Below are 25465 nucleotides of genomic sequence, written 5' to 3' on the forward strand. Positions count from 1 at the left end.
TAATGTTTATGGGCGAATATTAAATGAGCCGTCAGCATTTACTGATGGGTTATTAATTTCTTGTAAGTTAAAACCACCAATAATTTCATCTAAACCGTTGGTAAAAGCAGCAAATATAATACCTTCCGCTTTATTATCACCGTGTGAAGCGAAATTAATGCCTAAATCAAGTTGGTCGATATTTATCAAACCTGAGTAAGCCGCAAACCATTCACCTTGGCTGTCTGTAAAACTTAACGAGCCACCCGGTACAGAAGCATTATCAAAATCTATGGTCATGTTCATAGAAAAATCACTTATTGGACCTGCGCTCGATATCACCGTACTTTGGGTTACATTGTTATAATCAATAGTACCTGTGCGCTCTGCTAACAACTCTGCGACAGATGAACCATTAATTCCTAGCCATTCAGATTCATTATAAACATCGCTGTCAGTAAGGTTTTCATTATCAAGTGTATCGGAATCGACAGGGCTTACACCTGAGTCTGCAATGGCTGTTTGGAGTGATTCATTTGTATCGTTTTCTTCATCTGTAGCATCAGGTGAAACATCTGAAAAGCCTAAAGAAATGGCAGCAGGGGCTTGAGTCATACGTGTAATTTGACCTTGAGCGTTAACAGAGGCAAATGCGAAATCTTCTGAGCTACCAAGTGATAAAATACTTTGATCGTTTAATTCAACATCAATATTGCCGCTGTATACAGCTAAAAAAGTTTCTTCTCCAACCACTTCAACAGCAAAGTGAGTACCACGAATACCAATACTTCCTACCGGCGTTTTAACTTGATAATCACCACCAGACTTTTTAATGAGGCCACTGATTGAGCGAAAACCACCGTTAACAACTTCGAGAGTTGCCGAGGCCTCACCTGCTTCTGGGTTATATTTATAATTGGTGATTAAAATTTCTGTATTTTCTTTTAAGGTAATTAAACCACCATCAGACATGCTGAACTGAGCTTTACTTTTATTGCCAGTAATAATTTTATCAGCACTGAATATTTGCGAGCGACGCTTAAGTTTGCGCGTTTCATTACTGTTTAAATCAAACGACTCTACGGTGCCCTTAGCTAAAATGGTTTTACCCGCTACATCACTTGCTAAAACGGTATTTTGAGAACCCAAGACACAAATAAAAATAGTGCATAATAAACGAGTGCTAAATACTTTGCTGCTGGTTAGATACTTTAATTTGTTCATCGTTTACCCCTAGAAGCTCATACGAGCAGATAAATTAATCTCAGCGCGTTGATATGAAAAAAGTGCAAGATTACTGTCTTTGTCTTGCATATTAGCACTTAATTGATATGTCCAATTCGCAGAATCTTTATATTGAATTGACGAACTAAACAACCACAGGTCATCCTTCTGCTTTTCTAAGAAGAAAGGATGATCATACTGATAAGCTTGGTGTTGATAACTAATATTAGCCGTTGCTAGCCATTGTTGATTAATAGCAAAGTTAACCATGTAATTAATGGTGTTGGTATCTTTACTGTTATGCTGACTTTCGACAAATTCACTCTCTTCTTGAGAGTAGATTAGTGAGATAACATGTCGCCATTTTTGCATTAGATACTGAGTAGATATTTGAATTGAAGCATCATCGGTGTTTAAAAGTTTATTAATGTCATTTTTAGATTGTCCAACAAAAGCCTGTGTTGAAACCATCCATTGTTGATCAATAGTCTTACTTAAACCTAACGTGGCACCATATTGTGTACGGTAATATTCACCATCCAACCAAAGAGGTACTGCCCTAACACCAACATTAGTACTAAAGGCTTCAAAATCTTTATGATATTGCATGTTAGTTCGTAGCGTAAATCGGTTGAATTCTGAGTCATTATTAAAATTATGTAATTTACCGCTACCAAAAAAAGTTAATTTAGATGATTGCGTTAACGCCTTGCTACCTATTAACTGATAACCAAGTCCCAGATAACTATCACTGTTCTCTTTACTATTTTCCGATAGGATGATTTCTTGATCTAAAAACGGTAAATAAATATTATCTTCGCTAGTACCGGCATTTATATTGGAGTCATAGCCCAAACTGACATTAACAGATTGCTGAATGAATAATGATTGCTTATTTAGCGCTGCGTGTGACTGACGGTTTAAGTTCTCGGCTGACGCTTTAAGTTTAGGAGATATGGCATCGATATTAATTAACGATTGAGTAATATCATTGGAAGCATGATAATTTTTCATCAGATGATAAGTACGAGCGAGATAAAGCTGTGCATCTAACCACTGCGGTTTATTAGCAACGACACGTTCAAAAGCATACACCGCACGCTCATTCTCTTTTACTTGAAGCGCGGTAAGACCATAAAGAAAATCAAAGTCGACATCACCTAAGTGTTCATCTTCAAGGTTGGTTGCCAGTTGCCATGCACTGTTAGCATCATTCTCTTTAATTTTTTGTCTTAATTCAACATAGGCACTGTTGTCTCGAAACGTTTTCGCATCAATAGCGTTACTGGTGAATAACAACAAGAAAGTAACTAATAAAACGTTCTTCACTCGACCATCCTTTTTATAAATATTATTATTACTTCATTCAAACTTATAAACCGTAGAAAAGCAATTAAATAATGCCTAAATTGATGATTATCAACACCATATAAACGCTAAAACTTGATGAAGTTTACTGCTTCGACTATTCATAATTATTGTTAGGGCAATAAGAAAAATTGAATTGAATGCTTTGATAGATAAATTTGGCGAGATATTTGTTATTTAACGTAAATACATTCGGGTATGGGATAATAAAAAGTGGGTTATCAACGCTATATAAGTCACTAAGAACACGTTAGTGCCTATTGAAATTCACTCACAAATCTTCAGGTTAGAAACAAAAAAGCCAATGAACACAATAGAGTTCACTGGCTTAGATTAATCATCAATAATAGAGGCTTTATTAATTATTTAACGCCGCTTTGCATGCGTCAGTAATTTTAGACCATTGTTCATTAGCAACCCATTCTGGATTAGCGATCCAAGTACCACCAACCGCAAAAACATTATTCAACGCTAAAAATTCATGTTGATTGGCTTGGTTAATTCCGCCTGTAGGACAAAACGAAATATCTTTAAAAACTGATCCCATCGCCTTCAAAAAAGGAGCGCCACCAGACAACGAAGCAGGAAATAACTTCACTTCACTATAACCAAACTCTTTAGCTAACAGAATATCAGAAGTATTAGATACACCTGGAAGCACGGGAACGGTACATTTTGCTAAATGTGTTAACAGGCTATTTGTAATGGTAGGCGTAATAATAAAATCACTACCGGCATCAATTGCTTGTTTTAAAATATCAGCATCTATAATAGTACCCGCGCCAACTTTTAAGGCTGGAAGCTCTTGCTTAATAGCTTTAATCACATCAAGTGATGCTTCTGTTCTTAATACAACTTCTACTAAGCCAATACCGGCAGCAGACATAGCCTTCGCTATTTCTAATCCTTGATTAACTGAGTCTGCCTGTATAATAGGGAGCAACTTTTGCTTTCCCATTAAAGTAGAGAATAATGTCATGAGTGTTCCTTTTGAACAATTTTATAAAATAGTTAAACTAAACGAAAAAATACTGGCCAATAAGATTTAATAACTAATTCGCCATAAACTCTTGATAAGCGTCTTTATCTACAATTGCACCTTTGTGCTGTATAACAAAACCTGCGGCCTTAGAAGCTGAAGCGATTGACTCAGCAACCGAGTGCCCTTCAATGCGCGCACCAAGATAAACACCATTAAATGAATCACCCGCTGACGTTGTATCAACAACGTTCTTAACCGGGGTAATTGAGAAGTGAGTAACCTCACCATTAACAACCACTAAAATACCCTGTTCACCGTTTTTGATGACCAATTCATTTAAACCAAATTGTTGACAATATTCATTAACTTCTTCAGCTGTTTTCATACCAAACAACTGTTCAAAGTCATCAACACCAGGTAGTGACAAATCAGATTTTTGTAATGCTAATTCGAATTGATCTTGTGCTTCTTCAGGGCTGCTCCATAAACGAGGACGATAGTTAGGATCAAATACTATTTTTACCCCTGCAGCTTTTAGTTTATCAATTAAAGACCAGAAAGAAGCTCGCGCCGACGGCTCAAGTACTGCTAAAGAGATTCCCGAAAAGAAAAACATATCACCGATAGATAATCGACTAATAGCATCATTCGTTATATGTTGCATAACTTGACGAGCAGCAGAATTTTCACGCCAATAAGTGAAGCTACGCTCACCTTCGTCATCAAGTTGAATAGAATATAAACCGGGAATTTTAGTTTCTGATTGGTACACAAAATCGGTACCAATGTTTTCACTTTCAAAATATTGGATCATATCAAGGCTGAATTGATCTTTACCTACAGCGGTAACCAAATGTACTTTCAAATCAGCAAAAGTACGTTTTAGATAAACTGCAGTGTTAAAAACATCTCCAGCAAACGATTGCTTCATTGTGTTAGCTGGCTGCTCTTTAGAAGCGGCCATCAATTCAATCATACATTCACCGAATAAAAAAATGTTTTTCATTTACAAAACCTTAATAACTTTACTTAAAAATAATAAAATTCTCGGCATTAGAATCCCGAGAATTTATGCTTATCGCTTCTAGCTTTTAGCTTTCAATGGCTCAACTTTTGGAATTAATATCCAAATAGCAGCTATTGCAATTACAGCTAAAGACGCACCAATAACAAATGCCGGAGTATAATTACCGTCAGCAGTCAAAATAGGCACTAATGCCGTTAATCCTAGCGCGCCAAATTTCGCTGCCATACCAGAAAAACCAGCTAAGGTACCCACAGCTTTTTTACCAAATAAATCACTTGGTAGGGTTTGAACATTACCAATAGCGGTTTGGAAACCAAATAGAATAACGGCCATGATAATTACAGCAGTCGTTGGTCCACCCGGGTTAGCCATAGCTAATAATGCAGGTAACATGATCAAACAACCTAAGGTAATAGTCAGCTTACGCGTTTTATCGGTGTTCCAACCTGCTTTAATACGGTTTTGAGCAAGTAAGCCGCCAAACCAAGCGCCAAACATAGCACCAACATAAGGAACCCAACCGTAAATACCAATAGACTTAACATCCATCCCATAAACTTCATTTAAATAAATAGGGATCCAAAAGACAAATAACCACCAAATAGGGTCAATCGCAGCAGAGGCAATAATGACCCCCCAGCTTTCTTTACGAGAAAGTAATTCTTTAGTCGAAGGGTTATATTCTTTTTCGTCTAAAGTACAATCAGCATCAGGATTACGTTGACCGGTTAAAATATATTCGCGTTCTTCATCCGTGATCCAAGGGTGAGACTTAGGCGGAGCTTTAACCAATATGATCCAAGGAATTAGCCATAGTAAACCAACTAAACCGATAACAATAAAGACCATCTGCCAGTTAAAGTATACGGTTAAGTATGCAATTAATGGAATAGCGATAATGCCGCCAATAGCCGCACCTGAGTTAAAAATACCTTGCGCTAAAGCACGTTCTTTAGTTGGGAACCAGTCAGCATTACTCTTAGCTGCGCCAGGCCAGTTACCAGCCTCTGCAACACCTAAAATAGCGCGGAAGATACTAAAACTAAGTACACCTTGTGCAAAAGCATGAGCCGCTGTAGCCAGTGACCAAACACCGATAGACAACACAAAACCTAGACGTGTGCCTATCCAGTCAAATATCTTACCAAAGATGGCTTGACCAAAAGCATACGACAAGATAAATACGATAGAAATATTCGCATATATTTGCTTACGCTCTAAAGCTGATTCATCTGGAAAAAGATCTTCAACAATATCAGGCCACAGTACGCTCAGAGCGGAACGGTCAATGTAATTAATAACAGTAGCTAACGCAATAAGGGCAATAACCCACCAGCGCAAATTTTTCATTTTCATGCGCTAGTTTCCTTATTATGAATATGGTCAAAAGCACCTTCTTCAACAAAATCTTCACGTGCAGGGCTAAATGTATCAATTAAAATACCACCAGTAGGACAGGTAGCACCATGGTCGGCATGAGGAGGCATAAAGCAACTATCACCTGCTTTTAAAATTGTGGTTACGCCATCAATATTAAAGTGAAACTCACCTTCAACCACATAAGTAACTTGTGAATGTCTGTGTGCATGATTGTATCCAATAGCACCTTTTTCAAACCAAATTTTAACGGCCATCAACTCATGGTTGTAACCTAACATTTGACGCTTTAATCCGCCGCCTATGTCTTCAATTTTTTCTTCATTACCTAATGTAAAATGTGCACTCTGACTCATGACTAACCCCTATTCTTTAATGTTGAACAATTTAAAACGGCCATCAAATTGATATTTAGAGCCATTAAATGAAAATGTGTTTAGTTGATTATTTTTGATTTTATCTGTTGCATTAAACGCTAATAAATAATGTTTATTGCCACTAAGAATAATTTCCACTAAATCTATATTATTAATTTTTTTATGTGATAACTGTTGTACTTTACTTACTGCTGATACGGTAAATTCTTTTGACGGGTTATATTCACCATGAGGTTCTAATACGCTAACAAAAGTATGGTTGCTAGCTTTTGCTTTACGATTAATAAAGGCATTTTCATTACGTAAATTAAACAGCGGATCGTTAGCACCAATTTGAGTAAAGATGATTGAAGCATCGCCATCCATAATCGTTGAGCTTGTGTAGAACCTACCGTTATCATTTAACCATGTTATTTGTGATAAGCCGGCATTCGGTTGAGCTTGTGCTTTCAACCATAAATGTTGATAGCCATTGTCTTTTCCAAGTACAGGTAAACTGGTTAAGTTAGTCGCTAACTCAAAGTTTGTGCTAATTAAGTGACCTTTGTAGTGAACAGGTAAATCGTACTGATGTTCTTCGTTAGAGTTAACATCAAAAATATCAACCACCAATGACTGTTCAGCATCTTTACTGTTAAGCATAGGTAAATTAATTAATGCCATCGTACGTTTTAGAGATACACCTTCATAGGTGCTATTAATACGTGCTGAACTGATAGTAACGTCATCATTTTTTGCAAAGAACAATAACTCAGGGTGATTGGCATTACCTTTTTTCACACTGGCATTGAAATGAGTTTTTTCATCTACAACAACGGTGTTATGTGCAATCGTTTGTTTTGCCCATGTTTTGTTTTCTGGTAAATAACGACCACCAAACTTTGCCTCAACATTTAAGAAACGAGCAGCGCCATAGTCTGAAACTATTTCAGCACCTTTATCGTAAAACTGCCAAGTTAGCTTATCAAAATGTCCATGGCCTAAACCTTGCGCGGCAGGTTTAAATAATACCGCTTGCTCGCCACCAACATTTTGACGCATAACAACCAGTGCACCTTGTTTGCCGTCATTACCGTCACCGAAAGCCACTGACTTAAATTTATAAGGTGTGTCTAGATTTTTATCTAGCGCGTTCGCTACTTTTAATCCGTCACCCGTTAAAATAACTTGGTCTTGTTGACGGGCAATATCAAGTAGCGATGAATCTTGAGTTAATCCATAAGCAATAGTGACACCATTAACTAACTCGATAGTATCAATACCTTTACTTTTTATTGCATCGTTAATAGGGAAGAAAAGCATGTTGTAACTTAACTGTATTGTGGTATCAATCGCCTTCAATACTATGCCATCACGATATTCAAAAATTTTACGTTCCGGCTGGTTCGAATGAATTGCTTTCGCGAAGGTAACGAATGGCATTAGCGCATAACGTTGATAATAAGGACCCTCGTTGTAATAACCTTGTGGTGAGAACAGTTCATCAAGTTGTCTTAAAAAACCACCTGTACCTGATTTATCTAAACCATAAAGCGCTTGTTCAACCCACTCTTGCTCACCAAGAACGTAACCTGTCATACCAACAGCTGCTGTTGTCCAGGTGCCATGGTTATGTACTTTATTAAATGTTTCAGGTGAATCTACTGATAAAAACTTTACTACTGGACGAAATAAACCATTTTCTATCTGTGTTTTTTCAGTGCTAGATAATGAGCTTAAAATTAAGTCGTAGGCTTGGCTGGTATACACTAACCAAACGGCTTCATTTAAACTTTGCCAAAATAGCTTACCAGGGTTTTGTTTACCCATTTTTCTTTGCGGATGCAAAGGCAATGTAGGATAAAGCTGGGCATACTCAAGTAACATATCACGAACATAGCGAGCATATTTTTCATCTTGTGTTAATTGATAAACAACACCAGCGTCATACATTAATTTATAGTTTTTCTTATGACGTTCATGCGTATAACCACCGCCGCCATCTTTTGGTAAAGGTACGGTTATCACTTGCGCCATTTGTTTATCAACAGATGACTTACGTGCAGCAAAAGCTTTGGTAAATTGACCATCTTGTTTAATCGCACCACGCATGTCTTTTACATCAGCAGGTGTAATAACAAGGTTAGGGCTAGTTCTAGCAAAAGTACTGGTACTTGCGATTAAAGTCATGACCATCATAACTACAGCTATCAAGCTACCATTTAAGCCATGCAATCTTGATAAAGAATGTGGCGTTTGATTAAAAAATTTCATAGCAGCTCTTAATTCGTTTGTTTATTGTTTGATAGCACAGCAGTGTGCGGGCCTTTGGCATGCAACTCTTTTACGCTCGGTGATGCTGTTTTATTTAAAATATTATTTTTAACTGCAGTGATGGGTTCACCCACTGTATGTTCAATGACAATATCAGCTGTGTTGTTAAAGGTATTACTTTCAACATTAGTAACTTGCACACCATGTAAATATAAGCTTGACGATGTTTTGTTACGTTTGCCGTTACTACTATTTATAATCGTATTATCAAACATAGCTAAATGTGGCCCAAACGTACTTTCATCAGTACCACCACGATATAAGTTAACTAAGGTCCCTTGCACATTATCAAAAATATTATTTTTAAGAATGACATATTCAGCGTTATAAATGCCTAAATCTTCAATCTCTTTATTTAAGCGCAGGAAATCACCGGTAATATTTGTAAAATGATTATTGGTTAATTCAATATAGTCGGCAAACGAACCATTACCAGCATCAAAGAAATGAAAAGAATGATTAATATCAAGTGCACTTACCGAGCTATTACGCATAACAAAACGATAATTCTCAACCATGCCCCATTTTTGAGAGCGTACTAATGTGTTACCTGATGCATCAGGACTGCTGTTACCTGTTATAGCTAAACCATCGAGCGTTAAGCTACCGCCATCAGAAATTTGAAATAAAGTAGAGCGTTGAAAAGTTATAACCGCTTTACCTTTATGTTGCGCTTTAATCGTTAGCGTTTTATTAATATCGATCATTTTTCTGGCTTCATATTCGCCATCAGCCAATATAAGGATATCGCCGTCATTTGCTGCAACTACCGCATCGAATAAAGCATCATCTTCGGCTTTAACTTGGATAGTTTTACCTGATTCAAAAGCCACTAAGCTATCAACTTTTGAATACCAGCTTGGACCTGTTGCTGACTTTAAAGTCGGAGTTAAATTCTTTTTAGCTCCTTTATCAGCAAATTTTGAAGATACTGGGTATAGTAAGCCGTTTTCAGCTCTCTTAAGTTCAACATTTTGCTTTTCAATGCCTGATGCAAGCGACTCCAACGCAGACGTATTCGCCACATTACCTTTAAACTTAATACCACTAACATCATCAAATAAAGTAAATGGTTGTTGACCATCTTCATTAATAATTAAATTATTTTTAATCGTTGAATTAATAGGTACCGCACTTCTTTCTGCATCACTACCAGCGGCAAGTTGAATATGTTTTACATTTACTAAAGTATTGTTTTCGATTAATGCGTTTTCAACTTGATGATAACGGTTAATGGATGAGTTAGGCACACCATTCATTACGGTGAAGCCACTACCAAATCGATAACCTGTTAAACCTTCTAGGTAATTGTTACGAATAATTTGGTCTTTGTTAATAACACGAATACCACCAGTATGATCAACACCATTACCAATAAAAACATTTTCTTCGATTAAGTTGCCATTACCGTGGCGCAAAGTAAGTGTTCCTCTTGATTCAAAGAAAACATTGTTACGAATTTCATTTTTACCTGACTTAACTGAAATAATTTCAACTTCACCGTCACAACGGTCGAAGTAATTATTTTCAACCACAGTGAAAGAGTTTGATAAAGAGTAATGGCTCGTGCCAATACGCAGTGTTTCTCCACCATTAGAGCCTAGGATTGGACGTGGACCAAAATAATTGTGATCTATTTGATGATGATTTTCTTGACTCTCTTTGGTATTAAGACGAACGGCTACAGTGACACCTTTATTTCGTTTACCCGAAAGGTAATTGTGATCTAGACGATTATATTGGCCATAAATAGCAACCCAGTAATCAGACTCTCGCTTATCGGGATTAGTGAAGTTATCAATAACCACTTCTGTCACACGTGAATGAAAGGCTAAATTGTCTTTATTACTTCTAAAAGCAACAACAGCGCTACTTGGTGTAAAGCCATCTTTAAATACAAGACCTGAAACAACTAAATGTTTCCCTGCTAAACGCAAGTTAGATTGGCCCGTCAAAAAAACCTTACCTTTAGTTTCAGCTTTTAACGTAATAGGCTGTTCTTTTGTGCCCTTACCTTCAAACAAAATTTCAAAATTATTATAAGTACCATTGGCTAATACAATGTTGTCACCCGCTTTAACTTTTTTAAGCGCCTTTTTATATGCGGTTTGGCTATCAACCAACCATTCTTTAGCAACCAATGGGCTTGCTGATAATGCTAAGCATAATGCTATAGTGAAACAGCACAGTAAGTAGGATGATAATTTTGTTTGTTGCATAAAATGACCTATAAAATTAAAGTGTAAAATTTGACGATTTATCGATAAATGTTAAATCCCGCCAACATATTTTATTAATTAAACTGAGCTTTCCTAAATAAGTGGCTTACCACATTAAGCATAAATCGGCTGTTAAGCACCATTTTCCATGCAAAAAAATAGGTCACGCAATACTTCTAAATAACAATCGATTTAATTTAACTGATATCACTAGCGATTGTCAACCAAATCACATTACCAGATAAACAACAATTGGTAATAATAAAAATAAAGTTTATTGCAAGAAATGGTTACCTAAATTATATTTACCTCTAGACCAAAATGGTATATAACTAAAAAACCACCGCTTTTTAGTTTTGCCATAAGCGAGAGAAAACGATATCATGAATGATATATGTTTTTACTTTAATGAAGTTAGCTAAGGAAAAGAATATGGGCAGCAACCGCAGGCTGTTTTGGGGTATTGTAGACAAAATAGAAGCTTTAATAGATTCTGGTATATACTCCCCTGGAAGTCGCTTACCACCAGAAAGAGAATTAGCAGAAACCTTTAAAGTGAGTAGACCTACTATTCGTGAAGCTATAATTGCGTTAGAAGTTCGTGAAAAAATTGAAGTAAAAACTGGCTCAGGCGTTTACGTTTTAAAGCCGGTTAACCAATTAAATGGCTCACACAAGCAAGTAAATGCATTTGAAGTTACTCAAGCAAGAGCATTAATTGAAGGTGAAGTAGCTGCAATTGCTGCGACTACCATTACTGAAGACGAACTTAATCGCTTACACCAAACCTTAGTTGATATGGAAAAAGGCCAATTTATTGCAGCGGCTGATAAAGAATTCCATCAAATTATTGCTAACGCTACTCGCAATAGCGCAATGATTTTATCAGTACAAAACCTCTGGAAGTTACGTTCTTCAACACCTGAAATTATTAAAGACTATGACAGTGTTTGTAGTAAAGATAATTCAAAAACTTTAGCTGAACATACAGCAATCTATCAAGCGCTGAAATCAGGTGACTCGACGCAGGCAAGGTTTGCTATGCATGGCCATTTTAATCGTTTAATTAATGCCTTATTTGACGCCGTAGAGTTAAGAGCCCTAGAAGAAATAAAACAAAAAAACAGCGAAAAACGTGGGCTTTATTCGATTCCTACCTCTACCGAAATTTAATCAGTAAGAGCTAACGCTTTACAAAACAAAAGGCCTCTTTATAAGAGGCCTTTTGTTTATCTAACTAATTAATTAACTACCTAACTAACTAACTAACTAACTAACTAACTAACTAACTAACTAACTAACTAACTAACTAACTAACTAACTAACTAACAGTAATTACCGCAGATACTTAACGCTTTTCATCATCACTATCACATCAAAACAACCTCAAGTTATATCAACGTTATCTCGCAATATGCGTATTTTAATTAAAAAAATACCAAAGACCCGATTAAAGATCTTTGGTATTTTTAGAATACTAAAAAGCCTATTAAAGCACTTTAGTATTTAATTATTTCTAATTACTTAGCTAGTTTAGTATTAAAGTAATCAAATATAACTGGCACATCGCTTTGGCCAAGACCAGCATCAACAGCAGCTTGAAGGTTAGCAGAAGTACCTTGAGCGATTAATGACTCGCCACCTAAATCTGAAACCATTTGATTGAAATAACCAAGATCTTTGTTTGCATTCGCAACAGAGAAACCTAATTTTTCTTCACCGTCTACAGCATAAAACTTTGTAAACTGCATAAATGGTGAGTTAGATGGTCCTGCAGACATAATGTCAAATAACTGCTGTCCATCAACACCTGCAGCTTTAGCTACTGCGAAAGCTTGTGACATAGCAGTAACAGTCGTCATACCAATGAAGTTGTTAATTAGCTTAGTTGTATGACCTGCACCTAAAGCGCCTAGGTAAAATACGTTTTCGCCTTGTTGCTCTAAAACTGGTTTAACTTTATTAAAAGTTTCTATATCACCAGCGGCCATAATGTTAAGTAAACCATCTTTAGCATGAGCAGGAGTACGACCCAGTGGGGCATCAATCATGCCAGCACCTTTTTTCGCAAGATCAGCACCAATTTTACGAGTTGAATCTGGAATAGAAGTACCAAAATCAACGAGTGTTTTGCCTTCACTCATACCCGCTAAAATACCATCTTCAGCATATACAACTAACTCAACTACTTTAGAAGTAGTTAGCGCAAGCATAACGATGTCACTTTTCTCTGCTAATTCTTTACCTGATTTAACTTCAGTAGCATTACCACGAGCTATAACTTTTGCAACAGCATCTTTATTAAGATCCATTACGTTTACTTGAAAACCACGAGTTTGTAGGTTTTCAACCATGTTGCCGCCCATAAGACCAAGGCCGATGAAACCTATAGTAGGTTTTGTCATATCTAACTCCTAAAATATTAGTATTTGTTTATCTAAGTGCGAACATTACTCACCTTATATCTAGGCGGCATGCTAATTTTTTGAGTAAATCAGGCTAAATCAATCAAGCCTTAAGTTAATCTTTGATATTTAAATCAACAGACTAATATTAAATTCAACCCAGTAATAATTTTGGTATAAATACATACGGCATGACTGTAGTTATACAAGCTTATTGTTTAAATACACTAGAAACAATAAGGAACATTTAGATACTAACCAAAACAATAATAAGTGTCAACCAATCAATAGCTATTGGTAATAACCTTATTTTTTACCATTCTTATCAATTGGTTTTATGAGTCATTATGACAGCTAAATTAAAGCTGCTAAATATTATCACTCTCAGCTAAACAAACTTAACAGATAATACTCACATTATTGTTTTCTATAGATTAAATTTACTCGTCTATCCCAAAACTCTATAGCTTACGATGCTCGCCTCACTCACTATAAATCCAATTTCACTCAGTAAATCAACTAATTATTGGTAATATAGATATTAGCGTCCTTATTATATGGTCATATTTTAAATATTTAAATTGCCCTATAAACCAATTAGGATCAAGGTATTGCAAAAAGTTATCCCGAACTTATAACCCAAAAAGCCACTTTACAGTGGCTTTTTAATCGAGTATTACTTAATTTTTTATTTTGCTACAGCTGCAACCTTTTCTTCAGCTTCAGCAGGTTTTGTTTTCGGCAACAGCAACTCACGTAAACGTGTATCAATTTCTTTTGCTACTTTAGGGTTCTCTTTTAGGTATTTAGCTGCGTTTGCTTTACCTTGACCAATTTTATCACCTTTATAACTATACCAAGCACCCGCTTTCTCAACCATTTCATTTTTAACGCCTAAGTCCACTAGCTCGCCTAAACTGTTAATACCTTCGCCATATAAAATTTGAAATTCAACTTGTTTAAATGGTGGAGCAATTTTGTTTTTAACCACTTTAACACGCGTTTCGTTACCAACAATTTCATCACCATTTTTAACAGCGCCAATGCGGCGTATGTCTAAACGAACTGAGGCATAGAATTTTAATGCATTACCACCTGTTGTGGTTTCTGGGCTACCAAACATAACACCAATTTTCATACGAATTTGGTTAATGAAAATAATCATGGTATTTGACTGTTTCAAGTTACCAGTAAGCTTACGCATAGCTTGTGAAAGCATACGTGCTTGTAGACCCATATGTGAATCACCCATATCGCCTTCAATTTCGGCTTTTGGTGTTAACGCAGCAACCGAGTCAACTACGATAATGTCAATCGCACCAGATCGCGTTAACATGTCACATATTTCAAGTGCTTGCTCACCGGTATCCGGTTGAGAAACTAATAACTCATTAATATTAACACCAAGCTTTTCAGCATAGATAGGGTCAAGTGCATGCTCAGCATCAACAAAAGCACAAATTTTACCATTACGTTGTGCCTCAGCAATAACTTCAAGTGTTAATGTTGTTTTACCACTTGATTCTGGACCGTAAATTTCTACAACACGTCCAAGCGGCAAACCGCCAGCACCTAGTGCGATATCTAATCCTAATGAACCCGTTGAAATTGTTTCAACGTCCATGCTGCGATTATCACCTAACTTCATAATTGAACCTTTACCAAATTGGCGTTCTATTTGGCTTAAGGCAGCTGATAATGCTTTTTCTTTGTTATCGTTCATTTGTTGCTCCAGAATGATTTAGGTGCTTAATTCGTTTAATTGAGCAAAGTATACTGTATAGTCGTACAGTATCAAGTTTTTTATTGAATTATTTTTTTCATAAACAAAAAACAACCAACCGATACTTTTAATTTATTGATATCAAATGATTTTATAGAGCAACATAACTTTTTATTATTTTGTTGTAAAAAGTTACTACTAAATATAATCCTGAAAAAACACAGTGATAATACTTTTATGATTGTTGAGCTTAGAATTTTTTACAAAGACGAGTATGTTCAATTATCACTATAAACGTTTTTATATAAATACATTTACGTAATGACTTATAAAGGGACTAAAACCTATAACTATTTAGTTATGTTGGCTCATAATTGAAATGCTATAAATTCAATCAGCATTTGTATGTTACACAAGTTGTAGGCAGTGTTTGTTATAAACTAGCTTAGGTTCAAAAATCTCAAACAAAAAAAATCAAAGTAGCGTTAATACTACTTTGATTTTAATGTTCATTTGTTTAATGCGCTATGGCATCTAAAGTGCAAATATTAACTAAGCGATGCTACTAAGCGCCTTAATAACACCTCTAATTTCAGCTAGGCCTTTCAAGCGCCCAATGCATGAGTAACCTGGGTTTCCTGGCTTATTAATGTCATCTAAGATCTGATGACCATGATCAGGTCTAATAAATATCGGGCTATTATTGTTATTTTCAGCACGTGACTTTTCTTCACTTAATAATGCAGAAATTATTCCCACCATATCAACATCACTTGATAAATGTTCGGCTTCATAAAACGAACGTTGTTCAGCTTTATCTCTACTGACACCGCGCAAATGAGCAAAATGAATACGATCGCCATATTGCTTAGCCATAACAGGTAGATCGTTATCTGGACGGCTACCATAGGTGCCAGCACATAATGTAATGCCATTCGCTGAACTTGGCAGTGCAGAAAATAGAATATCTAAATCTTCAGATGTACAAATAATACGAGGTAAGCCCAACATGTCTCTTGGTGGATCATCAGGGTGTATGGCTAATTTAACACCTAACTGCTCTGCTTTAGGTAACACTTGAGATAGAAAAGCGAATAAATTTTTTCTTAAAATGTCTTTAGTGATGTCTTTATAATTAGCCAACATACTTCGAAAATTATCGATGTTGTAAGCGTCAGTCATTTTGCCTGGCAAACCCGCAATAATATTATTGGTTAATAATATTTTATCGTCTTCAGACATAGCTAAGAACACGGTTTTAGCTTGTTCTAACTCTTCAATTGAATAATCGGCTTCTGCATTTTCTCGCTTTAATATGTACAAATCAAACGCTGCAAACTTTTGCTGATCAAATCTCAACGCAAAGCCACCGTTAGGTAACTGAAATTTTAAATCAGTTCGAGTCCAGTCGATCACAGGCATAAAGTTATAGCATATAGTTTTAATACCACATTGTGCTAAGTTTTCCATTGATGCTATCCAAGCATCAACATAGCGCTGACTATTATCACGACCTAACTTAATATCTTCATGTACAGGTATACTTTCAACAACAGACCAAACAAGTTCAGATTGTTCATTATTACCTTGTTCAACTAACGCTTTATAGGCCTGAATTTGATCTAACGGCCACACTTCTCCAGTAGGAATAGCATGTAAAGCACTAACAATATCGGTAGCACCCGTTTGCCTTACATCATTAATAGACACGGGATCATTAGGACCAAACCATCGCCAAGCTTCACGCATTATAGTATCTCCACATCATTATTCATGATGATTTTGTAATTTTTCAGACGCTCAATTAAGGTCTAAAGTTAATAATATCGTTTCCTAGTGATATCAGAATTGCAGGTAAAACTTCACTAGCGTTATATGCATAACTCACTACGATTTAAGTAAATGTAAGGTTAAAAGCCGGCTTGTTATTTATTCGATTTATTAAGGTTAATAAACACTTAAATTTACTTTAACCGTTATTTTAATTTCAACTGCTATCGATAAAACTTCACATATCTCTGTAAAAAACCGCAACAGGCCTGACCAATATAAAGGCCAGAAGCCCATTAAATACATAAAAAGTATTAACGTAGGATATTACATAACATATATTGGTAAGTCCAATTTTAATTGCAATGGGTAAAACAAATATAGGCATAACTTATAAACATAGAGATAGAGATAGCCTTCTCAGGCAGAGTAATAAAGTAGGATAACTTCAATTGTAATCAATGTTGTAGAAGGTTCAATCGAATATAGGTGAGTCAGTAAAGGTATTTTCTAAATGCTTTTGATCATTTAACGTTAATAATATTATCGGTTACGAAGTAGATATAATAACAACATTAACATTGATAAGTTTACAGTAAATAATGTTAAGCACTGCCGTTAACCATTAACGAATAGCATGATATACATATTCGCTAATGGTCAGTTAAGCAGGTAATACATGTTGGGTTCGTTTAGCTGTTACCTGGGTAACATTCGAGTACAGACATACCTGAATCGGTTTGATATTCAAATTCAGTAACACCTGCTGGACAGAAGAATCGATCCCAGCGTTTAAGCTCGGTAACCTCACCGTTAATAATGAATGTGCCTGAGCCCTCTGTCACAATGCCATAAAAAAAGCCGTTCTCTTTGCGTTTAAAGCTTTGTGCAACCGATGCACGCTTAACAACAAAGCATGTTGTATCGTCAGCACCTATAAGCTCTTCAAGGCTATTTTTTTGCTCATCAGAAATAAGAATTTTAGGGGTACAACGAAACTCTGCATCTATTTTTTCAGGCGGAACCGGATCGAAATTAAATACGTCTAAAGCGGTTTCAATATCCCTGCCCATAAACCTTGCTTGTTCTGGGATCACATAGCCACAACGCTCAAATTCAAATCTTACAGCGAGATCCGAAGGCTCCATAATTTCTAGCATAAGTATCCCCTCGCCTAAAGCGTGAGGGCGACCTCCTGGTAATAAAAATACGTCACCAGGTTTGACTGGAATGCGATCAAAACAACTCTCTATAGAAGCAATATCTTGAGTTTCAATCCATGTTTTTAATTGTTCACGACTTGGCGAGCGCTGAAACCCAGCATATATGTATGGATCAGCGATATCTTTTCGCGTTTCAAGGATGACATACGCTTCAGTTTTACCGCGTGGCATACCTAACCGTTCTTGAGCAAACTCTCGTGTTGGGTGTGCTTGAAAATGCAAGCGTGTGGAACTATCAAGATATTTAACAAGTGGAATATCGTCTAGCGTACGCATAGTATCGTCATGACTACCTAAGAAATAGGCTTGATTTTCTTGTAATAAATCACGAAAAGCAATCGACTGCCCCGCTTCGTTATTTACCATCGCTAAACCTTCTGAGATATGTTCACGTCCCACGTTACGTGCTTCAACGGTAGAACCTATCCAGTCTTCAGGAAAGCTTGTATCTTGTGGCGATGCTTTCCCTTCAATCGTATCAAGTAGTTTACCACCTTGGTAAGTACGCCATACTCGATTAGCATTAAATTTAATTATTTTATTCATTGATCATATTCCATTAAATTTTTTTACATAAATTAATTGTTGATGCACGTATTGATGAAGATAAAAATAAGTGCTGAAGATTTATACCTAAGTGGCTAACGCTCAATGGTCAGCCCATTTACACACTAAAGTGCTTGTAACGTAGAGATAATGCCGTTGTAGCTCATGTAACTCATGACTATGGCAAAGACAAATATCATTGAAAGTATAATATTGGTAACAGTCGAAAATTTATAGGTTCCCATGAGTGACTTCTTATTACCAATATAAAAGATACAACCGACAGTTGCTGGCAGTAATAATGCACCAAAAGCTTGTGAGCTCACCATAACGGCAATCGGCTTAACGCTAAAAATAGGGACAATTAAACCCAATGAAGAAATGACTAAGGCAATAACACGATAGCTGGTACGTTTAAGATTGGGCTTACGCTGGTGAAAATCATCTAATAACCATGGTAGTAGTGCCACATTAGGAAACTGAGAAGATACGCCTGCAGCTATAAGCCCTATAGTAAATATGGCCACAGCAGCTGCACCCGCTAAAGGCTCTAGCAAATAAATCATTTGTGTAACGTTCGTTAAAGTAATGCCTTTTACAAATAAAGAGCCTGCCGCAGCCGCCATGATTGACGTACTTACAATGAACATAAGGAAGGCGGAAAACAATGCGTCTCTATTCTGAGTTTTTAAATCGGCCATCGTCCAGCCAGCCTCTTTCACTAAGATGGTTCTTAATATAAACAAGCCTGAAAAAACAGTCGTACCTACCATTGATGCAATAACTAGAAAGGAACTTTTATTTTCACCAGTTTCAGGAATATTGGGTACCATGCCATTTAATATTTCAATCGCAGGTGGCATCAAAATTACAAAATTTATTAAAAAGCATACCGACATTATAGCGACAAAAATCGCCAAAACTTTTTCAAATACCTCTGTCTTACCAATTAGGAAAATAATATAAACAAAGGCAATAAAGAATAATGCGAAATATACCGCTGATATACCACCGTCAACAAAGTTTTTTGACCACTCATAGCAAACATCAGCTAATATTCCCATGACACCAATAACGCTGCCGCAAATTTGCGTTGTAAGAGCGACGATAAAGAATATAGCAACGCCAGGGTGAATGTGCTTCTTAAAAGACTGTAACGCTGTCATGCCTGTGACTAAAGTAAATCTACCGAATAAGTTAATTAAAAAGTAAGTAATCGCACAAGAAATAAAGATAGTCCACAACAGTGACATGCCATAATCTGCACCTGCTTTAGCCATAGCTGTAACGCTGCCAGTACCAACCGTAAAACCAAACAAAAATATGCCAGGCAGTAAGGACTTAAAAAAAGTTTTCATATTATTCATGGTGATTATTTACCTAGAGTTAAAGTGAATAAAACGGACATATTCATTTATTACAAACTATCAGTACAAAAAAGCTGTATTTTTTTACTTTTAGTACGTTTTATATTGAGTTAATACTTTTGCTTAATTATATGAATAGTGTCTCCATATAAACTCGTAATGACAGCGAGATACATATCAACAGACCCACCTCAACAAAACATTACGCTTACAATGCCTAAAAACAAAGAGCTGAAGCACGAATCTCTAACTCTTCTTAAATACTTATCATTAAAGACTATTGGTATATGTCCATTTGGTCAACCAATTTATCTTGTTGGTTAAACAAAAAACCATCTTTGGTTTTTTTTTAGACTAATAAAGTATATTAACAAGAATAACTCGTATAACAATGGAATAAAAAGATATTATAAAAAAATATATACTCTATTTACAATAAACCTAATGGTTATATAAAAAGTAATAAATACATAAACTTAAATAACACAGAAACTACAAGCTAACCAAGCGGTAATAATAAACAGACCAACTGGTAAGTCCAAACAGGGGTTTTGTTAACTTTTTTGTATAACCAAAAGATTGACCTTTGCTACTTTTATTGTAACTATCTACGGTAATTCTTTTTGAGTACTTGATATTTTTTACTTTCAGGGAGTTTGCAATTCTAGGGACGACTTTAATTAAACTAAAGATGTGGCTTTTGAGATGTTTGCAAAAATAATTTTCAAAAAAACTACACAGGGGAAATCTATGAGACAACAATTATCCAAAATAACCTTAGCGGTTCTTTCAGCTACTTCGCTGACTTTTGCAGCATCAGTTGCTGCACAAGAAGCAGAAACTGAAGCACAAGCTAAAAAATCAGTTGAAGTAATTCAAGTGACTGGCATGCGCAGCTCACTGACAAGTGCACTTGCAGAAAAACGTGATACGGCTAACCTAGTCGAAATAATCATGGCAACTGATATCGGTAAACTACCTGATCAAAACCTTGCAGAAGTTCTTGAGAACGTAACAGGTGTACAAATTACTAGAACAGCTGGTATTGGTACTGGTGTTCAAATCCGTGGTAGTAATTCAAACCGCGTTGAAATTAACGGCGCATCTACAGTAGGTTCAGGTGCTGGTCGCAGTGGTATGAATTTCGAAGATCTTTCTGCTGCTATTATAGCTGGTGTTGAAATAACTAAATCCCCTGAAGCTAAAACCACTGAAGGCTCAGTGGGTGGTACGGTAAATTTACGTACTATTCGTCCTCTTGAGTTATCTGAAACATTAGGCTCACTTCGTGTACAAGGTGAAGATAGTAGTTTAACTACCGACGGCGTTCAACCACGAGTATCTGGTGCTTATGGTGATAACTGGGAATTAGACTCAGGTAAATTCGGTTTTGTTATTAGTGGTAGCTATGCTAAACAAGAAGCCACTTCATTCCGTCCTCGTGTTGACCGCGACGGTAGCCTTGTTGAAAACAAAAATGCTGATGTTACTCGATACAACAGTGACGGTGACCCGGTTATAGAGAATCAGGTTACAAAAAGACCTGCAGCGCAAGATTTCGATTTTCTTGGTATTCAATTCTTGAATCAGGAATTAGAAAACTTTGAATATGAAACTACAAACCTTGCAACAACGTTTGAGTTTGCACCTAACGACAATATGAAGTTTTTCTTCGACGCTATCATTACTTCACAAGAACGTCGTCAAGAAAGTACTCGCGTTCAAGCATCTGGTGTTAGTAGTGTACTTAACTACACGGTTCCTGACGAATTTGAAACTATAGACTTTGGCTCACTTGATGGTGTAGACCTAGGTAGTATTAGAGCAGCAAGTAGAGGCACAATTCAGCCAATAAACTCGGTTGATGATGATGATCCAAACTTACGTTTTAACAGTGATACGGGTGCACGTGTAACAGATACACAAGTATTTAGATTAGGTGGTGAATGGCAAGGCGATAACTTATTTGTAAGCGCTGAACTTTCATCGGCAAGTTCTGATACTGTAACGCCATCTTTGAATACACAATTAAACTTTATTAACCCTAATCCACTAACACCGCTTGATGGTTCTAGTAATGATAACAGTGTGCCATTTATTTATGACTTAACCGGTGGTTCATTAGCATTTGGTATCGACTTTGCTTCACCATTTGCACCAACCGTTGCTAATTTATTAGATCCTAACAATGTAGTGCTAGACCAAGTAGATGTTAGTCGTAGTACAACAGACAACTCTGAAGATGCTTTCCGTATCGACTCTACTTATTTTATCGATGATAATATTGTAACTTCAGTTGATTTTGGTTACCGCTATAACATCACCAAACATGATTCAGTTAGCATATCTGATCGTATTGGTGGCTTTAGTAAAATGGTTGATAGCCCGAACGGTGCTTTATTTGCTGACCTTCTTGTAGCTGGTCCTAGTCATTTTGGTGATGCTGACGGTCGAGAATTAGCCTTACGTAACTTCTTAATCATAGATCCAAACTTAGCGTTCAACGACCCAGACGGTGTATTAGCTACATTAGAAGCTGCTCTTGTTGCGCATGGCGGTAAACAAGATTTTTCTGACCTTACTCCTTCAGATACCGCAGCATTTAAGATTGAAGAAAAAACGCATGCAATATACGCTCAAGCAAACTTTGAGTATGAAATGATACGCGGTAATATCGGTTTACGTCATATCTCTACAGATATTGAATCTAGAGCTAATAGTGTTGTTAATGGTACTGTAATCCCTACGTCAAACACCGGTGATTATAGCTACACTCTACCTCGTTTGAACTTAGTTGCAGACGTGCATGATGATGTTGTGCTTCGTTTAGGTTGGGGTAAAGACATTCTTCGTCCTAATTTCGGCGACTTAAATACCTCAGTGTCATTTGGCACTAACGAAAACTCTTCAGTAGAAATCGGTAATGCGGCATTAGAACCTGAAGAAGTAACTTCATTTGACCTGTCAGCTGAATGGTATTTTGCTGAAGCTGCTGTAGTAAGTATCGGTTACTTTAATAAAGAGCGTTCTAACTTATTTGTTAATAAATTAGAAAGTGCAATTATTCAAGCAAATGGCTTCAGAGAGCCAGGTCCTACATGTGCTGGTGGTGGTATTTATAACCCTGCAGTTCAGCCTAATGCGATAGGCGATCCTAATACTACTGGTTTGTGTGTTGATGTTGAAACTAAGCTAAATGATTCAGCCACAACTACGCAAAAAGGTATTGAGATGGCTGTTCAGTATGACCTTTCAAGCTTCGAAGATGACTTAGGTTGGGCGTCAGGTTTTGGTGTTGTTGCTAACTACACGATTCAAGAATATAGCGGTGGTTCAGCTTTCTACACTTCTGCAACACGTGGAACAGATATCTTTAATGCCATTAACGGTGTTTATGATAGTGCACAATTTGTTGATGTTACATCTGACCGTGGTCTATTAGACTTTTCAGAAAATGCATACAACGTTGCAGTTTACTACGAGAAGTTTGGCCTTTCTGCTAGATTACGTTACACATGGCGTGATGCGTTCCGCACAGAAGATACTGCTGCTGGCGCAAGCTTGAACTCTACTTTAGGTTTCCCTGTTGTTACACACGACAGAGGTCAACTTAACGCGAGTGTAAGTTATGACGTGAATGAAAACTTAAACCTTGGCCTTGAAGCTGTTAACTTAACAGAGTCAGACATTACACAATCTTGTGTTAATGAAGGCGCAATGCTTTGTGCTCAAGGCATTACAGACCGTCGTATTACTTTTGGTGCTAGCTACAGATTCTAAACAAGTAACACAATGGCGCTGCATCATTTGATATAAGCGCCAAGTTTAGAAATATATCACCAAAGGTTTACAGTAAAAAAACGTGAAATTATAAATAGTCATTAACGAGTCTTTGTACTGGTTAATGACTTTTTTTATGAGAAAAAATCAATAAATACAAAGCATGAAATTTGTTAAGTCGTTATTCGTCTTATAAATTTAAAACACCGTAGCTTTTATTTTAAATATTAAAAATGAACCCATTACTATTCAACTTAGTTTTAGAAGTGACATGGTTTAGCGGTGGTATGGTTTTGAAGTGGTATGGTTTTGAAGTGGTATGGTTTATAAATGATATTGCTTGGAACAATTTACTTTTGGTCAAATAGAGATGAACACCGCTAGTTTTTGATCTAACGATGTATTCTAAAGAGCTGTAAAGTGGTCAATAAAAACGAATAGTAGGATAAATAAATTATCGCTATAGATTAGCGTGTTTTGTTAACACGTTTAAGTAAGCGCACGGGTTTTACTAAACCTTTCACGACTTTTAATCACTTGTTTACGAGCAGCCTCTACAGCCTCAACTTCGGTTGCTTGTAAAATGCCATCGATTACTCGCATTAAGTGCTCACGCATCAAGGCTCGTGCAGCTTGAGCATCACGTGACTTTAGTGCTTCGTATATTGCTCTATGCTCATCAACAGAGGGTTTAACACCACTATCTCGCACAGTTTGATACATGCGTTTAGTAAGGGCAGAACTGTCTCGTTCATCCCATAGCCCCTCAATAACAGCACTTATTGCACTGTTGTTAGTCGCTGTTGCAATAATCATATGAAATTTTTTATCAGCGGCTTCATGACTGTCTATATCATTATTGTTTTCACAGGCCATCTCATTTAGCGTTTGCGAAAGTTGGGCTAACTCTTCATCCGTTATCATAGTAGCGGCCAATGCGGCGGCCTCACCTTCGAATAAAGCTCTAGCTTCTGTTAACTCAAAAGGCCCAACATCTTTATCAGAAAAACGGCTTTTTCCTTTATTGTGCTCAACAATATACACACCAGAACCCATACGAACTTCAACATAACCTTCTAATTCAAGTGCTATAACAGCTTCACGAATCGTTGGTCGGCTAACGGTAAACATTGCCGCTAAATCACGTTCAGCAGGTAAACGCATGCCAACGGTATATTGTTCTGACTCAATGAGAGTAAGTAACTTTTCGGCCACTTGTTGGTAAAGGCGTGGCGTTTTTGCTGTTGATGACTTCATAAAATTTTATTCACTTGAACTTAAGGTACCTAACTGACCAATATAAAAATGTAAATGACCAGTTTTTAGATAGAAAAGTCATAATACAGAATATAACGTCAGTTTTATATATGTCATAGCATATTACTGTTATCAATTTAAGCGAGTCTTTCAAGTGTGACATTAGTATCTACACCCGATGGTTAACGTAACGATAAGCATAAAAAAATAGCGCTAAAGCTTAGCTACGACTTTCCTCCAATTAACATAGTTTATTTTCTCCACTACTCATATTGGTAATGCCAAATAAAACCTCACGATTAATCCCGCAAATAACTGAAAATATTGATAAATAATAAAACACAGACATCAAGTAAATTACCAACCTCAAATAAAACAAAAATAAACTGGTAAGGCCGATTGCTTTTCGTTTATTATAAATGAAGTTAATATTTATGAGGCGATCTAAACTTTACCTCAGTACATAAATATTTTGATCATCAAGTGGTAATAATGAGAAGAAACTGAGTCACTTCACACCGCTCAAAG

The 25465-nt window shown here is 36.5% G+C and carries 16 protein-coding genes; 2 read left to right on the forward strand and 14 right to left on the reverse strand.

Annotated features, from left to right (window positions below; all coding sequences use genetic code 11):
* Positions 1–6: 6 nt before the first annotated feature.
* From DBO93_RS13825 to DBO93_RS13860, 8 genes are all read right to left on the reverse strand, one after another.
* On the reverse strand, positions 7–1203 hold the full coding sequence (locus DBO93_RS13825; RefSeq protein ID WP_108456859.1) for a FecR family protein: 1197 nt from the start codon (positions 1201–1203) through the stop codon (positions 7–9).
* Between the two features lie 9 nt (positions 1204–1212).
* A complete protein-coding gene (locus DBO93_RS13830) occupies positions 1213–2532 on the reverse strand; it encodes a surface lipoprotein assembly modifier (protein ID WP_108456860.1) in 1320 nt (439 codons plus the stop codon).
* 397 nt (positions 2533–2929) lie between these two features.
* On the reverse strand, positions 2930–3550 hold the full coding sequence (gene eda / locus DBO93_RS13835; RefSeq protein WP_108456861.1) for a bifunctional 4-hydroxy-2-oxoglutarate aldolase/2-dehydro-3-deoxy-phosphogluconate aldolase: 621 nt from the start codon (positions 3548–3550) through the stop codon (positions 2930–2932).
* Positions 3551–3623: 73 nt separating this feature from the next.
* Positions 3624–4559 (reverse strand): sugar kinase, encoded by a 936-nt coding sequence (locus DBO93_RS13840; protein WP_108456862.1) that lies wholly within the window; start codon positions 4557–4559, stop codon positions 3624–3626.
* A 78-nt stretch (positions 4560–4637) separates the two neighbouring features.
* Positions 4638–5936 (reverse strand): MFS transporter, encoded by a 1299-nt coding sequence (locus tag DBO93_RS13845; protein ID WP_108456863.1) that lies wholly within the window; start codon positions 5934–5936, stop codon positions 4638–4640.
* Positions 5933–6313, reverse strand: coding sequence for a cupin domain-containing protein (locus tag DBO93_RS13850; RefSeq protein ID WP_108456864.1), 381 nt, complete (start codon positions 6311–6313; stop codon positions 5933–5935). The genes DBO93_RS13845 and DBO93_RS13850 overlap by 4 nt, the downstream gene beginning before the upstream one ends.
* Before the next feature lie 9 nt (positions 6314–6322).
* Positions 6323–8512, reverse strand: coding sequence for a heparinase II/III family protein (locus tag DBO93_RS13855; protein WP_108457855.1), 2190 nt, complete (start codon positions 8510–8512; stop codon positions 6323–6325).
* Positions 8513–8595: 83 nt separating this feature from the next.
* Positions 8596–10866: a polysaccharide lyase 6 family protein gene (locus DBO93_RS13860; protein ID WP_108456865.1), complete on the reverse strand. Its 2271-nt coding sequence runs from the start codon at positions 10864–10866 to the stop codon at positions 8596–8598.
* A 432-nt stretch (positions 10867–11298) separates the two neighbouring features.
* Here DBO93_RS13860 and DBO93_RS13865 point away from each other — a divergent pair, with 432 nt between their 5' ends.
* Positions 11299–12039 (forward strand): FadR/GntR family transcriptional regulator, encoded by a 741-nt coding sequence (locus DBO93_RS13865; protein WP_108456866.1) that lies wholly within the window; start codon positions 11299–11301, stop codon positions 12037–12039.
* A 347-nt stretch (positions 12040–12386) separates the two neighbouring features.
* Here DBO93_RS13865 and DBO93_RS13870 read toward each other — a convergent pair whose 3' ends face one another.
* From DBO93_RS13870 to DBO93_RS13890, 5 genes are all read right to left on the reverse strand, one after another.
* The gene (locus DBO93_RS13870) at positions 12387–13271 is read right to left on the reverse strand and encodes an NAD(P)-dependent oxidoreductase (RefSeq protein WP_108456867.1); all 885 of its coding nucleotides are present in this window, start codon (positions 13269–13271) and stop codon (positions 12387–12389) included.
* Positions 13272–13959: 688 nt separating this feature from the next.
* Positions 13960–14994 (reverse strand): recombinase RecA, encoded by a 1035-nt coding sequence (recA, locus tag DBO93_RS13875; protein ID WP_108456868.1) that lies wholly within the window; start codon positions 14992–14994, stop codon positions 13960–13962.
* A gap of 552 nt (positions 14995–15546) precedes the next feature.
* On the reverse strand, positions 15547–16743 hold the full coding sequence (gene uxuA / locus DBO93_RS13880) for a mannonate dehydratase (RefSeq protein WP_108456869.1): 1197 nt from the start codon (positions 16741–16743) through the stop codon (positions 15547–15549).
* Between the two features lie 713 nt (positions 16744–17456).
* On the reverse strand, positions 17457–18533 hold the full coding sequence (locus tag DBO93_RS13885) for a class I mannose-6-phosphate isomerase (RefSeq protein WP_108456870.1): 1077 nt from the start codon (positions 18531–18533) through the stop codon (positions 17457–17459).
* A 125-nt stretch (positions 18534–18658) separates the two neighbouring features.
* Positions 18659–19900 carry an Nramp family divalent metal transporter gene (locus DBO93_RS13890; protein WP_108456871.1) on the reverse strand — a complete coding sequence of 414 codons (1242 nt, stop codon included), beginning with the start codon at positions 19898–19900 and terminating at the stop codon, positions 18659–18661.
* A gap of 750 nt (positions 19901–20650) precedes the next feature.
* Between DBO93_RS13890 and DBO93_RS13895 the strand changes: the two genes are divergently transcribed.
* The gene (locus DBO93_RS13895) at positions 20651–23680 is read left to right on the forward strand and encodes a TonB-dependent receptor (RefSeq protein ID WP_108456872.1); all 3030 of its coding nucleotides are present in this window, start codon (positions 20651–20653) and stop codon (positions 23678–23680) included.
* Between the two features lie 489 nt (positions 23681–24169).
* Here DBO93_RS13895 and DBO93_RS13900 read toward each other — a convergent pair whose 3' ends face one another.
* Entirely contained in the window at positions 24170–24937 is a 768-nt protein-coding gene (locus tag DBO93_RS13900; RefSeq protein WP_108456873.1) for a FadR/GntR family transcriptional regulator, read from the reverse strand.
* Between the last annotated feature and the right edge of the window lie 528 nt (positions 24938–25465).

Origin of the sequence: Colwellia sp. Arc7-D, from assembly GCF_003061515.1 — a bacterium.
Classification (GTDB): Bacteria; Pseudomonadota; Gammaproteobacteria; order Enterobacterales; family Alteromonadaceae; genus Cognaticolwellia.

Bases quoted from the DNA above. Each gene is read 5' to 3' on its own strand.
- DBO93_RS13825 (WP_108456859.1), bottom strand. From the start codon at position 1,203: ATGAACAAATTAAAGTATCTAACCAGCAGCAAAGTATTTAGCACTCGT.
- eda (WP_108456861.1), bottom strand. From the start codon at position 3,550: ATGACATTATTCTCTACTTTAATGGGAAAGCAAAAGTTGCTCCCTATT.
- DBO93_RS13840 (WP_108456862.1), bottom strand. From the start codon at position 4,559: ATGAAAAACATTTTTTTATTCGGTGAATGTATGATTGAATTGATGGCC.
- DBO93_RS13845 (WP_108456863.1), bottom strand. From the start codon at position 5,936: ATGAAAATGAAAAATTTGCGCTGGTGGGTTATTGCCCTTATTGCGTTA.
- DBO93_RS13850 (WP_108456864.1), bottom strand. From the start codon at position 6,313: ATGAGTCAGAGTGCACATTTTACATTAGGTAATGAAGAAAAAATTGAA.
- DBO93_RS13855 (WP_108457855.1), bottom strand. From the start codon at position 8,512: ATGATGGTCATGACTTTAATCGCAAGTACCAGTACTTTTGCTAGAACT.
- DBO93_RS13860 (WP_108456865.1), bottom strand. From the start codon at position 10,866: ATGCAACAAACAAAATTATCATCCTACTTACTGTGCTGTTTCACTATA.
- DBO93_RS13865 (WP_108456866.1), top strand. From the start codon at position 11,299: ATGGGCAGCAACCGCAGGCTGTTTTGGGGTATTGTAGACAAAATAGAA.
- DBO93_RS13870 (WP_108456867.1), bottom strand. From the start codon at position 13,271: ATGACAAAACCTACTATAGGTTTCATCGGCCTTGGTCTTATGGGCGGC.
- recA (WP_108456868.1), bottom strand. From the start codon at position 14,994: ATGAACGATAACAAAGAAAAAGCATTATCAGCTGCCTTAAGCCAAATA.
- uxuA (WP_108456869.1), bottom strand. From the start codon at position 16,743: ATGCGTGAAGCTTGGCGATGGTTTGGTCCTAATGATCCCGTGTCTATT.
- DBO93_RS13885 (WP_108456870.1), bottom strand. From the start codon at position 18,533: ATGAATAAAATAATTAAATTTAATGCTAATCGAGTATGGCGTACTTAC.
- DBO93_RS13890 (WP_108456871.1), bottom strand. From the start codon at position 19,900: ATGAATAATATGAAAACTTTTTTTAAGTCCTTACTGCCTGGCATATTT.
- DBO93_RS13895 (WP_108456872.1), top strand. From the start codon at position 20,651: ATGAGACAACAATTATCCAAAATAACCTTAGCGGTTCTTTCAGCTACT.
- DBO93_RS13900 (WP_108456873.1), bottom strand. From the start codon at position 24,937: ATGAAGTCATCAACAGCAAAAACGCCACGCCTTTACCAACAAGTGGCC.